This window comes from Marinobacter panjinensis (genome assembly GCF_005298175.1).
Taxonomy (GTDB): Bacteria; Pseudomonadota; Gammaproteobacteria; order Pseudomonadales; family Oleiphilaceae; genus Marinobacter; species Marinobacter panjinensis.
In genome coordinates, this window is sequence record NZ_SZYH01000001.1 from 1724505 (window position 1) to 1739034 (window position 14530).

The window sequence follows — 14530 nt, forward strand, 5'->3', positions numbered from 1 at the left end:
AGTGCAAAGGACAATCCCCTTGCGCCAAAATAATCGACTTGCCGACTCTGCCAGACTCTCTCACCGCTGAGCGTTTTCATCAGGATGTATTGTGAAAGTAGAGCAAGCCAGTTGATGACATCAAACCTGTTTGGGGCACCCTCTGTTCGGTGGTAAGGGTGCCTTTTTGGGTTCATTACAGATTGGCGTGACCAGTTGAATGCGTCCTGTTAAAAATGGGGATTTACTTCGTCGTTCCGTAGCCCGGGCCCCATCCGATTCCTGATACTTGCCCGTTTTCACCAGTGCCGTCAGCACTTCATTTTCATTGACCTCGAAACCCAGGTCGCGGAGTTCGTCCAGCACGGCCCGTAACGGTCAGAATGGCATATAGAGATCCCCGGCCTCTTCCCGGTACCCACCCGCTTCCTTGAGCTTTTTGAGCTCTGCGGACAGATCCCGGATAAAGTCGCGATTGCGTTCCGTGTTATGGCAGTTTAGCCGATCGAAATTCTGCAGCAGCGGGTGCTCGGGGGAGTAGCTCAGCCGGTCGAGGAAGGGGCGGATGTCCGGCATTGCTGCAATGAAGGCATCAATACGACCCAGCTCCAGCATCCGGATGGCCTGCTTCTCGCTTCTTACCTGCTCCAGCCCATGGTTCTCTCCCAGTACCGGTCTGAGATAGACCTCGTGCCCAATGATACCGCCAACAACGCGGTCATTCAGCTCATCCACGGATTCTATGGGAGCCTCTCCGGAGGGCATGAACACGTAGAACACAAACTTTCCGAGGGGGTAGCTCTGAACAATGCGTTCAGCCCCGAGGCGCTTTTTGAGAATAGCGCCGAGCGAGAAGATGCAGTCTACCCGCCCCTGCTCGAACGCCTTGAAGGATCGTCTGTACGGATAGAATACCTGCTCAACGCTGTAATCCAGTGGTTCAAGCGCACGCCCCACCAGGCGCTGATACACCCCGGAGTTGTCCCGCTCCAGCAGGTTCGCCAGAGGCGGAACCGCTACCCGGATCGCCTCCCCCCAGGCCGGAGCAAACGCCATCAGGCATACACAGGCGAAGAGCACTCGACTGGCCTCCCTATGTATCGTCATCGTCGCCATAACACCGCATGCAGGAAACCCACTCTATCGATTAGACCCGTCGTAGTTCTCAGGCGAGTCTATCCTCTTGGCTGATGAACGTACATTACTTGAAGCGTGCCTCCACCCCGAAGGCATCCCCCAGTTCCGGCCACTGCTCCCTGGGCGATGTAATCTCAACCCGCACCGGTACCCGCTGCTTGAAAATAAACCTGTCCCGGTTTCCGCGCTAGCGTTCTTCTGAGCCATGCAAGAACCAATTGCCGTCATCATCGAGACATATTTGCAGCTCAGTCTGCTTGAACAGTTTGTTCGCCTTACGGCTTCTGAGCGCCACAAGTCGACAATCCATCGAGTCAATCTGCATATGGGAAAGTAGCTCGAACTGTAGCGAAATTGTGGGCTCTTCAGTCACGAAGGTCTGAACATCGCCTATTTGGGCGATGGACAAAAAATCTTGCATACGTTTTTTGAGTTCTGCTATGTCGCTCTCAGACAGCTGGGTGTTCGAGGGCAAGAGAAAATCGGTCACATTTCCCAGCAGTTTTACCGGAGCTTTAAAGATGCCTGAAATCATCCCCGTGAAAACGTTCTCTCCAGCCTCCGAGGCGATTTCATCGGCCTCCAGCACAATTCGCTCGACCCGATTAAGCGTAGGGGGAATAGTCTCGCGAATCCGTTGACTCTCATCCAGTACTTGAGGAACCAGTGCACGGTACGCTTCCAGTTCAGCGAGCATTCCCGGAACCTGTGCGCGAAAGAGCGCAACCTCGGCTCGAATCTGCTCCGACTCTTTCCTCATCAACTCCGTTTGTTCAAGAATGGCTGGCATGCTTTGCCTGATGGCGGCAGACTCGTCCAGTATTCGCGGGACCAAGGAGCGAACTGCTTCCACCTCTGCAACAACCTCCGTTGCCGTGCCTCGGAGTTGCTCGGACTCATCAAGAAACTCCGGGCTCAAGTCAACGACTGGGCCGAGTTTTTCAGCAATCCCCTCCGACGTCGTCACCATCACCTCAACCCGAGCAGCGGTTTTGAGCAAGGCATAGCCAAGGTAGAAAATGGACGCGGCTAACAACGCGACGCAAACCGAATGGAAGCCTTTCAGGATCGTCTTCACGGGCCGCTCCCCTATGGTTCCCCGCTTCGCAGAGGGATCAAAAAAGACTAGCTCAATGCCTCGGGCTCTTGCATGGATCAGGTGGGCTTATCAATAGCGCGCTAGGTGGACACCCACCCCTAAATGCCTATTATGCGTGGCGTCTCCAATGGGTGTCCACGGAATTCGTAAAGCGGAAACCCATGTCCAAGACCAGCTGTCACTATTGATTTAAATAGCTTTTATGCGCGGGTGTTCTGTTTAGTTCTCCCGCCGACCAGCTTAACTACCCGCTCCAGCATCGGGTCTTTGCCTTCCTCGCGCCCTTTTCGTCCAAGGTACTTGAGACGGATGTGTGGCGGGATGCCGACATCTTCGTATATCTCACCGTCGTAGGCCCGGTAGATTTCATTGGACAAGGTCAGGTGCCAGCCATTTGGCAGATGGCGCTCGAGCGTGTCGGAAAGGATGCCATGGGTAGGCTCGCCAATAAGGGTGAGACGGGGATGCTGCAGCAATGAGAGCACGAAGATTTCTGCGGCACTTGCCGTTAGCTCGCTGGTCAGCACAAACAGGTTGCCCTGGTAAGTCTCATTGACAGGCGTGATATGGACAGACTGCTTTCCGGTGAATCCATTGCCACGACGGGCTGACTTGGTGAAAGCCAGCCGTTTGCGATCCATCAGGTACGCTGAAAAGCGCAGTGCGACACCATCGTACCCCCCACCATTATTGCGAAGATCGACCACCAGATTGGGGAGCTCGCCAACATCTGCCAGCACCCTCTTCATCACACTATCGACCGCACTGAGATCCGCAGCCGGTTTGCCTGACTTGCCGCTTTGCCCGGCCATGGCCCGAATGTTCAGGTAACCGATGAGGTCATTAAGGCATCCCCACTCCACCAGCCGGTTGCCGCCATGGCTAACGGCGCTTGCGAGATAATCCTCATGGATCACGTCACGCGCCGACTCTTTGAGATCGCCCAGGTAGCTGGTGAGTTCCCGGTCATCATTGGCGTCTTCAAGTTCCCGTGTCAGCCGACTGAAGAGCGCCGGCTGGGCACCTGCCCTGTAATGACCCCAGGGTGAATGCAGACGAATATGGCCATCCTTCAGGGGCCGTAGCATCGCAGCCATGATGGCAAAGAGCGTTTCCTGTGATGTGTTCGCGTTAATCTGGGGAAGATAGTCATGATGCGCCCGGTCCCAGGCCACACCCTTGAGTTCAAACAGGGCGTATTGCTCGTGAAAGGTTCGCCAGAAAACGTCAAAGTTGTATTGCGGATCCTTTGCCTCGTGCCTGTGACTTTCAGTGACACTGGCGGGCAATCCTTTCAGGCGACGGAAGCTGATGCGTGCTACTCCAGTTACCCGATGGGCACTGAACGCCTGGCCACTAGGGGATACCGCCAAATCTTCGTAATAGTGGCCAAGTTCTTCAATACTGCCCTCATCAATCTTCAGGCAGCTGATGCTGGTTTCTTCAAAAAGGGTGTACCAATCTTCCTCGATCAGCAACACATTGCCGTAACCCTGGGAACGCCAGACACCCTGCAGGCGCGCAAAATCAGGGCTGGAAAGAGAACTGCCTCGGCGTTGGGCGGTTTTCATAGAGGACTCCAGGTCCATTTCTGTTGTTTTCAGACGTCAGGCTACAGTCACACAACCATTGCACCTTTCTTCGCCGCAAAAAAGTGTTTTAATTTGGAAAAGACATCAAAACGCCACCGATTTTTGGAAGTATTCCAAAAAACTGCCAAGCTTGAAGTATAGAAGCCTGAGATTAGGGGCCTGAAATCGGATGCATGAATTGGTATCGGATGCATGAATTGGTAAAAGGAGCACCATTATGTACCGCAAGATTCTAGTACCCGTAGACATGACACACATGGACAAACTTTCCAAAGCACTGGATACCGCCATCGATATTGGCAAGCACTATGGTGCCAGTATCTGCTACGTCGCAGTGACCAACAGCACGCCCTCTGCGGCGGCGCACAACCCGAAAGAACTGGCGTCCAAGCTTGCTGACTTTGCAAACGAGCAGGGCCAGACCCATGGCATCAAGACGGAAAGCAAAGTGATGCCCACGGCTGACACCGCCGTTGAGCTGGATGACCGTTTGCTGGAAGCCATCAAAGACACAGGCGCAGACCTTGTCGTAATGGCCTCCCATGCGCCCGGCATCGGGGACAAGCTGCACATTATCCACTCCAATGGCTCCATCATCGTCAAGCACAGCGATGTGTCGGTCTTTGTGGTTCGCTAGCGCAGCGCCCGTCAGAAAACAGGACGAACAGCCATCGGAATGATGGTTCAAAGGGTTTTCCTGTCAGCTATGCGCTATGGGCAGAAGGAGCAGGAAGACGCCTGGCTGATTCACGGTGACCTGTCCGAGGTTGGTATTGGGACCATAATTTGGCCGGAGATTGACGCCATAAATTGGCCGCTTGGGTCGCAAAGCGAACGTTCAACTGGTGCAATAACGACGGTGGTGATGGGCGGCAACGTAGCCCAGCGCAAATGGCGTTCCATTGATCACAAGGTTAGTGGTTTATATCTCCAGGCTCGCAATCAACTTATTGAGATCAGACTCAACTACGGCTTGTGCCCGCATAAACTCAGAAAATGCCTGTTCTTGAGTGATCGCCTCTAATGTCCCGGAGCTCTTGATGGATTCAACAACAAATGAAACGTTTGCCGTACCATCCGGCTGAGGCATCAGCCTGACTGAGTCCAAATGATCTTGATGGGCAAAGGCGTTGCGCCGACTCAGTAAAACATGGAACGCGTTTTTATCGACTTTCAGCGAGAGCTCCTTAGCGATCGCCAGGATGAGCTTAACCTTTGCACCGAAAGACATTGTTGAGTTATTCAACAGGTATGAGTTGACGAATTCAAGTCGGTGATCTGGCGCTTCGATGAACGCCGAGATGACACGTTTCATGATAGTTTCGACAACATTTGTAGCGCGAATAACAAAGACCAGGCGCTCTTCTTCTGAACTCAACTCTGTATCCATAATCCCGCTCACGCCCTGAATAAGCCGCCAATTTGGAGCACCAGCAGAGAATTGGTTGGCTTCATTCACTGGTTGGGCTCTTTAGTTTCAAGATTCTCCGATGCCTCGTTGACAAGCTCTGAGCAATCCTTGAAAACAGACTCAAGCTCAGTCCAAAACTCGTCAGTAAGATTCAGCTCTTTACTTCCGCCGGAGTAATATTTAACAAAACAGCCTTTTCTATTGTCGTGCTGGACTTTTCCGTGCGCGAAGGCGTTTCGCCACCCCATGATGCTTTTGAGCGCACTCTGCAATCTGTTTTTCTTCTTACCTTTCAACAAGTCCTCATGGTTGACGACTTTTGAAATAAGTTCTTTTTTTGAACTGAATGAGAGAGCAGATGACTGCAGTATTTCTCTTTCAAAAACATCTCTACGATGATCGTGTTTGACGAAAGGCCCCATGAAGTATCTTAGTAAAAGCCCTTCTAGCTGTTGTTCAATAGAGGTGGTTGCATAAAGCACTTTTCCGCCATTGGCTCTAGCTTTTTCCATGCTCTCGGAAATTTCGCTGTTCATCGCAGTGCCAAGCGGAACCACGAGAAGGCCGTCTTCGTTCTCGACCGCATTGCTATAGTCAAGATTTTGAGTATCGATTGTTATAGAGACGGTCTGGGTCAAAGGGAGTTTGATATCTTTCATAAAGTTTTATTTGAGCCTGACGCTTTGCTCACCGGAAAATTAGGAGCGCAGCGAGTAATTTTTCCGCGTGCAGCAACTTGTTGGGAGTCATTCCAATGCCCGTCCCAGCAAGCCAGCAGCGTCCGATTTGGCAATCAGGTAATTGACGAATGCTGAGCAAGAAACCAGCATGTATTTAGCTTCGTCAAAGCCGACGTTAGGCTCCTCAAGGATTGCATGCCGAATCCCATCCGAATCGCTCGTATATCCATACAATCTGATGAATCCTTGCTTCATGGCGCCGTGTATCGGCACCGACTTTTCTAGTTCTGCCAACGCGCCAGCTAGTCCCTGAGCATCCGAACCGGAAATCTGTTTAACGACTGACTCGACGGCGCTGATAGATTCCTTAATAGAATTTCGATACTCGGGGTTTGGCTTTCGCCCAAGCAATGTGAGCGCCGTATGGATGTGCGACCTAGCGCCCGACAGCCCTTTGCTTGAGCTTGCTTCCAATGCATCTGAAATGGCTCCAGTTTCAGCCGGATTAGAAATTGGTGCCAAAACGCCAGCTACGAAGCGATAACCAGACAACTCCGACACAAAGATTTCATTATAACCCTTCTCGATACGCTCCTGATCGCGCCCCTGATAGTCGATAATCATCTGATTGTTGGCGACCAAAAATTCAATGAGATCGTAGACCTCATACCATTCGAGACCATAGAAATAGGCTTTGATCCATTTCCGACATTCATAATCTCGGAACGGAAGCTCATCTACAGGAACCTTCCGAAAGAACTGCGCAACAAATTTTGAGACGCGGATCCAATGATCATGACGCAGCGAATGGAATTGAGAATGGACGAAGTTCCACAAAGAGTTCCGAAGCTCATCAGACATGCCCTCTGTCTGGATGTTGTGAACTGGTTCGACAATGCCTATTCGCTCGGAAAACTTCTTTGTCACAGGCCTATACCTTTGCTTTCAATGACGCCCAACGCCAGCCAGCATGCGCGCCTTCGGAATGGAGGCGAAGCCGCAATGCAGTGGGCGTCGCGTGACTGGCCTTGTTAGGAGCGATCGGGTGCATTGGGCGAAATCGAGCTATAGATTGTAGAAGTAGCACTCGCCGGAAACAGATTCCCCGCTCTCTGTTTCCGCACTTTCTAACTCGGCGTAACGCTCGGAATAACGGTAGCACTCACCGGAAACTGATTCCCCGTCTCCTGTCTCAGCTCCATCGAGCTCACCGTATTGATCGCTATACATATAGCATTCGCCATCGACGTCTTGCCCACTTTCGGTGGAAGCGCCATCTAGTTCGCAATACTTGCCTTGGTAACCCTGCGCACTCAAGTTAAGCGAGTAGAAAATCACGAACGCGAATACCGATATGATCTGTAATCTCTGCATTTTATTACTCCTTGGCGAAGACGCCTAACGCCTTGGCTCTGCGGCGCACCGAAGCGCCAGCGGAGGTGAGTCCGACAACAGCCATTGGTTAGGCATAAATCCCAACCAGCCGCTCATTCGCCCGCTGCATCCGGGTGATCAGTCCAGTCACAAACACCACAACTTGAAAAGTATTCACCGTCGTCACCTATGGACAGATCAAAGTGCGTTCTGATGTTCCGTGACTTACAAACCGGGCACTCTTCATTCTTGTCAAATCGGCTCCTTTCCAGAATCTGGATAAAATGGCCAATCACCGTTTGGCAAGAATGAATTGCTATAGAAGACGCTGTCTGATTGGCGCTCCTTGAGTGAGTAAGCCAGTTCACCAACTGCCAAGACTCTTTTGCGACACTCTTCAAGTGTTGCCTCAGAGTCTTATTGCTACTCCCAGGGCACAACTGGTTCATCAGAACAATTGACCAATCGATAAAATTGGCATCTTGCGGTTGTTCTATACCCTCTGGTATTTCAGTTCTCCGTCTTAGGGCACCAATCAGCGAAATTAGAGCTTCCCTTAGCAGCATTCCGACGGTTTGGTAATCCTCGGCCTCAACAGCGCTATCATGCCTGTCGGATGCCTGCTCCTCGCGGCGAATCACTTCATCGAATGGGCTTGGCTCTCCTGCATCGACATTATCCGACCGGCTTCTGAGGCGCATCATAAGCCCAATATGGAAAGACAAAGTGTAGTCGAGGCTTGGAAAATGCTTTTGGGAATAGAGGTTGGTGAGATTCGTTATGACCCACCAACGGTTACTATCGGTAGTTACATCCCACATTTCGTAGGTATCGCCTAACACAACCTCGGTCTTGATACGCTCAACGTGTTGAACCTCTTCGTCACGAGCCTGACCCTCAACATAGCTCGCAATGTCAGCCTCAGAATAAGGATCTCGATCGATGCTGTATCTGGCGAGCTCTTCCGGAGGAACAGGATGATCATGTACGACACATTCGTCAGTCACTTCCTTTTCATCATGTGGTTTGACCACGTTACCTCCTGCCTAACAGCAATTAGGCAGCGCGCTTCATCATTGCAGAAATTTGACTGCGTCATTTTACTGACTTTGAACCATCGATCGCGCTGCACATAAATTTATAAAACAATAGCTTAGCCGAGCATGGCCAACTCTGCCATGTAATCATTCAGCGTCTAAAAGTTGCTCTCGCAATCATACTGGATGAAATGGCTGGGATTAGCTCGTAGGATCTGAAGGAAAGGCCTGACTCGAATGTTCACTCTTGTTTAAGATCGAGGGAAGGCTGCGAGGGTCGCAAAGCGAACATTTATATGGTTCGATAACGTTGAGCTTTGCAGAGCTTTTGGCACGGCGAAGCTGTGAAAAATTGTCCGACAACGGCGACTTGTTCGATAGCAAAAGATGGCGATCCCGCAAGATACCGCGTCACAGTGACAACAACTCAGTTATGCTGAGAGTAGTTTCGACGACCGTCATATCAATTGCTATCTCAATCTCTTTGGGCTTCGGTAAGTTGTCGGCGAAAATAGTGCCTTTTAATTTAATTACTTGGCTACTTCTAGAGCCGAAGTAGACAATTTCCGACCAGACCTTACGTCCGGGCTGCAGGTCACCACAATCAACCTCGACACAAGAGTTTTCAATCGTAACGGAGCCCGGGATCTTAGAGTTGATGGTCGGGAGTGCCTGTGGACCATGCATCAAAAAAGGGTTTTGTTTCTTATGCGGGCGCGACGGTAAATCAGAATCGTCGACTATGGCTACTTCAAAGTCGCCTATTACCTTAAAATCGACCTGAACATTACGAGCAGCAACTTCACCTTTGTTCTTTATCATGAATCGAATGGGTCGGAACAAACGATGCATAAACTCGAAGTTAGCTAATTCCCGATAATAGCTAGTGTTAACGTCGAAGCTATTAATACTAGAAACGAAGGAGGCCCCCAGTCCAAAAGTATCGCCGGGCTCTGGTGGCCGAAAGTTCGGAATTTCACTTTGTTCGGGAACCGAGCAGTTTTCTGCCTCCCAATCAATCCTTGCTCCAAGCGACTCTTCCTTTTCCGGATCAGCAAGTTCAACAACCAAATCGCAAGATGGCTCATGCGATACCCCACCCATTTTGGCTATCTCATCTATCGATGCGGGTTTAGTCGGATCTGTCGAGCTTCCTCGCCGGACATAAACCGTTTCTTTCGATAGCTTGCCATAATCTCGCTTCAGATAAATGGGGCGGTCTTGCTGCTCTATTTTTATTATTCCTACTTGCTTGCCCTCAAACTCAAAGGCTTCATAGTGAAAGCGGATTGGTCGGTTTGTCCGATTGTTCACAAATTGTTGTAGTACATGGTCATCCAGATGCTCTGAGTGTTCTAGGCCAACGACTTCACCCCGACCTCCACGAACTTCCTTTACGCCGATTAGGATAAAGGCATCAGATCGACGCCAAGCGTTTGCGAATCCCAAGATGTCCTTTAAGAGCTCCGACTTCACATCTTCGCTTTCTTTCGAAAAACGGTATTGCTGTTTCTTAAAGTCCAGCGTCGTGCTCTCTTCCTCATAGATAAGGTTTTCGAAAAGCCCGATATTCATTCGATACTCCGCACTGAATCAAAAAAGCGCATCGCGCTTTTATTGGTGGTATTGGAACGCCAGCTCTAAGCGGCTCCCTGACAACGGCCACTGGTTAAAACTATTTTCGGATAGCGTTTTGGCGACGGGCCTCATCCAAGTCGGTCATTTCCTTTGCTTTCGCAAGCTGTTCTTCCGTTGGCTCAGGCAGCTCCTGAATGATTTTTGACCACTTAGAATTAAGCGCGTTTATCGAAATCTCATCGGTTATTCCGCGCCTCAATTGAGGATTAACAATTGGATATAATTCTGGCGGCAACCGTTTCTCATCCATAATTTGTTTGAACAACCATAGATATACATCGACCAGCTCTAAGCCAACACTATCGGTGCCGGCCACAAAACTGAGAGGAGCTCTCGGAATATTTGAAAGATCCATCTCCGGTAAGCCAGGACCGACTAGCCAAGGTACATCTCTTGCTCCATCATAAAACTCAGCCAACGCTTTCTGCGCTTTATTGAACTGAGACTGCCGATCTACCACAATTCTCTTGGCATGGTCTGGATTCTTGGTTCTACCAGCAATTCCATGCATTACAAACTGAAATCCAATGATGTTCGGTGTAATCGTTAAAACTTCTTTCTTTGTTTTGCAGTTGTAATGAATCTTTTCTGGATGATCCTTTGCCCACCGTAACGCATCGCCTATGACCTGGCGTGACCTTTCGTCAGGCAAAACATGCACACGTCCTAATAGCTCCCCGCATATCGATTTTAGCTCAGACTCAGCTTTTGCATCGTTGAGCTGTATCCTTGCTTCCCAGGCTCGACGTGCAAGATCATCATCAAATAGAAAGGCTAGTTTGCCAAGGTACACATACCTCATTGGTGTCCAGTAGCCAATCCAGCCAACAGCAGGATTCATTCCCTGATCAAAGACCTGATCGAAGAAGCAAATAATGGCGTGGTCAGGTTTCGCTACCCTATATAAATCGAATCTGGGGCTATATTTCTTTTGAATTTCGGCTAACTCATCAACAATTTGAACCAAGCCACCAAAACCGATCTCATTCGCATGCAAGCGCTTAACACCAAGTTTCTTGCGGGCCGCTCTTACCTTGGGAGCAGCCAAAACGTCCAAGTTCGTTTTAGCACTCAGCACACCATAATTGAGAATCGGTTGATTCTCATCAAACAGGTTCGTTCCTGTATGTCCGCTTTCATCCACAAAAAAATACATATGAAGCGTATCCGTACTTGATTTAAAACCCACCGCACTCGCGGCTTAGGAATGAGGGTGAAGCCGCAATGAAGCGGCCCTCGCCCTGACTGTGATGGTTAGGAATCTCACGCTCCTCGTGACGCTGCCTCACGGCGCGCCAACATGGCAGCATCAGCTTCAGCCCTGAATGTTTTATGCATGATAAAGTCGAGAAAAACTTTTGTTTTTAAAAGATCATCTTGTGAGATTTCGACTTGGTTATTCTGTGAGTGTGCTACCTGGCTCGACCGGATTTTATAGACCGTTCTCAATTCCTCTATAAGCTCTTTATCGTTGGTCAAAGTTCGCAACGCCCGTTGTAAATCACGGAGTTCGTTGGAGAGTTTGCGAACCTTGAGAATACGATTAGCCGCAAAGTGTTCTAAGGCCCGGTAAAAGCAAAGAAATGACTCTCTACGGAAATTCAACTCAAGCACGTTCATACGCATGAGTAGAAGGCCTCTGATATATTCCCCGGTAAGAACCGAAGTGCGCTCGCGAGCAACAATGCCGAATATCAAAACAGAATTCTCGACATCGCGGTCAGTAAGTTGCTGACGATCTGGATAGGCAGTCTTTGGTTCTACGACTAGCGCTGCTTTTCGAGAGTTCCTACCTTCCAAGTCGTCGGCTACAGTTAGGATTGGATGGGCCCATGGGTCTTCATCGAGCGTGAAAGTACCGAGACACCCTGCGTTGAGAGCGATAAGCATTGCATTGATTACACGATTGCAGTCATGAACTCGCTCAGTTTCCGACGCATGCTCGTCCATCGGCCGAACCGATAAGACAAGATCATGCTCGCGAACCTCATGAATCCGAATATTTGAATCCTCACGTTGGAACAAGTGAAAAGATTCCGATGTCATCACATGAGAATCACAACGAATTCTACTGGAGACCCACATATATATTCCTAAAAGTAATTAGACAATGCGCTTTATCATGGCAGAAATTGAACTGCGTATACTGACTTTGAGCTATTGATCACGCTGCACATAAATCGATAAAACAATAGCTTAGCCGAGCACGGACATCTCTACCATGTAATCATTCAGCGTCTGCAATTTGCTCCGCCAATCATACTGGATGAAATGGCTGTGATTGGCCTGGAGGATCTGGAGAAAAGCCCTGACTCGAACGTTCGCTTTTGTTTACCTGAGGTCTGTGAGTAGCCTTGGTCGCAAAGCGGACACTCAAGGGCATGGGCTCCGCCGATTATCCGCCTGTTATCGACTCTTTGGACATTCCGGGTGGACTGACTAATCTTCGATTAACGGCAGTAACCTCACAACGACGAATCTGGTCACCTCAGGGAGGGGTCAACCATGCCATCCGACATCAACCGAACCCATGGAATGTTATCGGTTCTACTCGCTTCAACTTCCTTCGGCGCAGCACTACTTGCAGCTACACCCGTATTCGCTCAGGAACTGCACATCCCGCATTCATTGGGCTCAGGCGACGTTGAGTATTCACCGTACCTGAAAGAGGACTTTCCCAATCAGGTTTTCTTCGGCGACACCCATCTTCACACGGCGTTTTCAGCCGATGCGGGTCTCGCAATGGCAACAACCACGCCCGATGACGCCTACCGTTTTGCCAAAGGGGAGGAGGTCATTTCATCGCAGGGACTTCCTGCCCGACTTCAGCGGCCACTCGATTTCCTGGTTGTCGCCGATCATTCAGAAAATCTCGGGATCGCCATTGCCCTTGAAGAAGAGAACCCGGTCCTCGACTCAAATGAATGGGGGCGAACCCTGGCTGAAACCTACGCGCCCAGGACCATCGACGCGCGCGATAAGACCTATGTTCAGTGGTTCGGTGCAGTCAACAAGAAGGGAGGCTCCGACCCGATGAAGGGCAGTGGTCTCGACGAGACGATGTGGCAACGCCTCACCGAAGCCGCTGAACGCCACAACCTGCCCGGTAGCTTCACCGCGTTCATCGGCTACGAATGGACGTCCGGCCCAAACGGCAACAACCTGCACCGGAATGTGATCTTCCGGGATGGGAAGGAGCTTGCCGACCAGATCGTGCCTTTCTCAACCTATGATAGTGACGACCCCGAAGACCTCTGGCAGTGGATGGCAGACTACGAAGCGAAAACAGGAGGCCGCTTACTGGCCATCCCCCACAACGGGAATCTGTCGAACGGACTCATGTTTGATGATGTCACGCTGTCCGGGAAGCCCCTGACTGCTGATTACGCCGAACGCCGCCAGAAGTGGGAGCCTATCTACGAAGTTACGCAGATCAAGGGCGATGGTGAGGCGCACCCGATGCTTTCGCCCAATGACGAATTCGCGGACTACTACACCTGGGACACGGGAAGTTTCGGGGAAGAGCCCAAGACACCAGACATGCTGCCTCGAGAGTATGCGCGGTCTGCCTGGAAGCGTGGCCTGACCTACGAGGCCGAACTGGGCGTAAATCCCTTCAAGATGGGCGTTGTTGGATCAACCGACGCACACACGGGCCTCTCTACCGCTCAGGAAAACAACTTCTTTGGCAAGGTAACATTTGTCGAGCCAACGTCGGACCCCGTCCGTTTTGAAGAGCAAATTACCGGACGTTTTACGCCTGATGACCCCTCTGATGATCAGATCGCTAGCGACACCCTTGCTGCCGGACTCGCTGCCGTTTGGGCCCGTGAAAACACACGTGAAGCAATTTGGGACGCCATGAAACGCAAAGAGACCTTTGCGACAACAGGCACGCGGATGCGGGTAAGAGTCTTTGCAGGCTGGGGCTTTGAGGAGAGCGACCTTCAGCGCTCGAATTTTGCAGCCTATGGGTATGATAACGGTGTGCCTATGGGGGGCGACCTTACCGCAGCGCCTGATGGTGGCGCACCAACATTGCTGGTTCGAGCCCTACGCGACCCTGACGGGGCAAACCTCGATCGCGTTCAAATCATCAAGGGATGGACAACGGAAGAGGGAGAGCCACAGGAGAAAGTCTACGATGTCGCTTGGTCCGACGACCGACAGCCGGGAGCCGATGGCAAGCTTCCTCCTGTCGGCAACACGGTCGACGTTGAAACGGCGGAATACAGCAACTCCATCGGAGATCCGTTCCTGCAAGCCTTCTGGAAAGACCCGGACTTCGATGCCTCTCAGCGAGCGTTCTATTACATCCGCGTTCTTGAGATTCCGACACCAAGCTGGCTGACATACGACAGTGCCTTTTTCGGTGTGGAAATCCCTGAAGGTAAGCGTAAAACACAGCAGGAGCGGGTTTACACGTCGCCGATCTGGTACACGCCCCAGGGCTAGGGGCATCTATCCGCGGGGCAGCCTTAGGCTGTCCCATTCATTCCCGGGAACAGCGGAAGAGAGTGTGAATGTTCGCTTTTGTTTAGGTATTGCCTGGGATGCGGGAGGTCGCAAAGCGGACATTCAGG

At 50.9% G+C, this 14530-nt stretch carries 13 protein-coding genes; 2 read left to right on the forward strand and 11 right to left on the reverse strand.

All coding sequences use genetic code 11. The annotated features are described in order from the left end of the window. Positions 1-357 precede the first annotated feature (357 nt). The 3 genes from FDP08_RS07905 to FDP08_RS07915 form a co-directional block, all read right to left on the reverse strand. Positions 358-1086 (reverse strand): substrate-binding periplasmic protein, encoded by a 729-nt coding sequence (locus FDP08_RS07905; RefSeq protein ID WP_170978990.1) that lies wholly within the window; start codon positions 1084-1086, stop codon positions 358-360. 217 nt (positions 1087-1303) lie between these two features. Further along, positions 1304-2194 carry a hypothetical protein gene (locus tag FDP08_RS07910; RefSeq protein WP_137435436.1) on the reverse strand — a complete coding sequence of 297 codons (891 nt, stop codon included), beginning with the start codon at positions 2192-2194 and terminating at the stop codon, positions 1304-1306. A 221-nt stretch (positions 2195-2415) separates the two neighbouring features. After that, positions 2416-3786, reverse strand: a complete 1371-nt coding sequence (locus tag FDP08_RS07915; protein WP_170978991.1) for a S41 family peptidase — start codon at positions 3784-3786, stop codon at positions 2416-2418. A 238-nt stretch (positions 3787-4024) separates the two neighbouring features. Here FDP08_RS07915 and FDP08_RS07920 point away from each other — a divergent pair, with 238 nt between their 5' ends. Then, positions 4025-4444 carry a universal stress protein gene (locus tag FDP08_RS07920; protein WP_137435438.1) on the forward strand — a complete coding sequence of 140 codons (420 nt, stop codon included), beginning with the start codon at positions 4025-4027 and terminating at the stop codon, positions 4442-4444. Between the two features lie 285 nt (positions 4445-4729). Here FDP08_RS07920 and FDP08_RS07925 read toward each other — a convergent pair whose 3' ends face one another. The 8 genes from FDP08_RS07925 to FDP08_RS07960 all read right to left on the reverse strand — a co-directional run bounded on the left by FDP08_RS07925 (position 4730) and on the right by FDP08_RS07960 (position 11972). Next, a complete protein-coding gene (locus FDP08_RS07925; protein WP_137435439.1) occupies positions 4730-5266 on the reverse strand; it encodes a hypothetical protein in 537 nt (178 codons plus the stop codon). Further along, the gene (locus FDP08_RS07930) at positions 5263-5877 is read right to left on the reverse strand and encodes a hypothetical protein (protein ID WP_137435440.1); all 615 of its coding nucleotides are present in this window, start codon (positions 5875-5877) and stop codon (positions 5263-5265) included. Before FDP08_RS07930 ends, FDP08_RS07925 begins: the two co-directional genes overlap by 4 nt. Before the next feature lie 87 nt (positions 5878-5964). Beyond that, positions 5965-6825 (reverse strand): AbiJ-NTD4 domain-containing protein, encoded by an 861-nt coding sequence (locus FDP08_RS07935; RefSeq protein ID WP_137435441.1) that lies wholly within the window; start codon positions 6823-6825, stop codon positions 5965-5967. Between the two features lie 138 nt (positions 6826-6963). After that, positions 6964-7272: a hypothetical protein gene (locus FDP08_RS07940; RefSeq protein WP_137435442.1), complete on the reverse strand. Its 309-nt coding sequence runs from the start codon at positions 7270-7272 to the stop codon at positions 6964-6966. A gap of 113 nt (positions 7273-7385) precedes the next feature. Next, positions 7386-8306: a beta/alpha barrel domain-containing protein gene (locus tag FDP08_RS07945; protein ID WP_137435443.1), complete on the reverse strand. Its 921-nt coding sequence runs from the start codon at positions 8304-8306 to the stop codon at positions 7386-7388. A gap of 414 nt (positions 8307-8720) precedes the next feature. Beyond that, on the reverse strand, positions 8721-9884 hold the full coding sequence (locus FDP08_RS07950; protein WP_137435444.1) for an AlbA family DNA-binding domain-containing protein: 1164 nt from the start codon (positions 9882-9884) through the stop codon (positions 8721-8723). Positions 9885-9984: 100 nt separating this feature from the next. Then, positions 9985-11103 carry a DUF3800 domain-containing protein gene (locus tag FDP08_RS07955; RefSeq protein WP_137435445.1) on the reverse strand — a complete coding sequence of 373 codons (1119 nt, stop codon included), beginning with the start codon at positions 11101-11103 and terminating at the stop codon, positions 9985-9987. 107 nt (positions 11104-11210) lie between these two features. Then, positions 11211-11972 carry a hypothetical protein gene (locus tag FDP08_RS07960; protein WP_137435446.1) on the reverse strand — a complete coding sequence of 254 codons (762 nt, stop codon included), beginning with the start codon at positions 11970-11972 and terminating at the stop codon, positions 11211-11213. A gap of 480 nt (positions 11973-12452) precedes the next feature. On the opposite strand from FDP08_RS07960, the gene FDP08_RS07965 reads away from it, so the two are divergent. Then, a complete protein-coding gene (locus FDP08_RS07965; RefSeq protein ID WP_206077277.1) occupies positions 12453-14402 on the forward strand; it encodes a DUF3604 domain-containing protein in 1950 nt (649 codons plus the stop codon). Positions 14403-14530 lie beyond the last annotated feature (128 nt).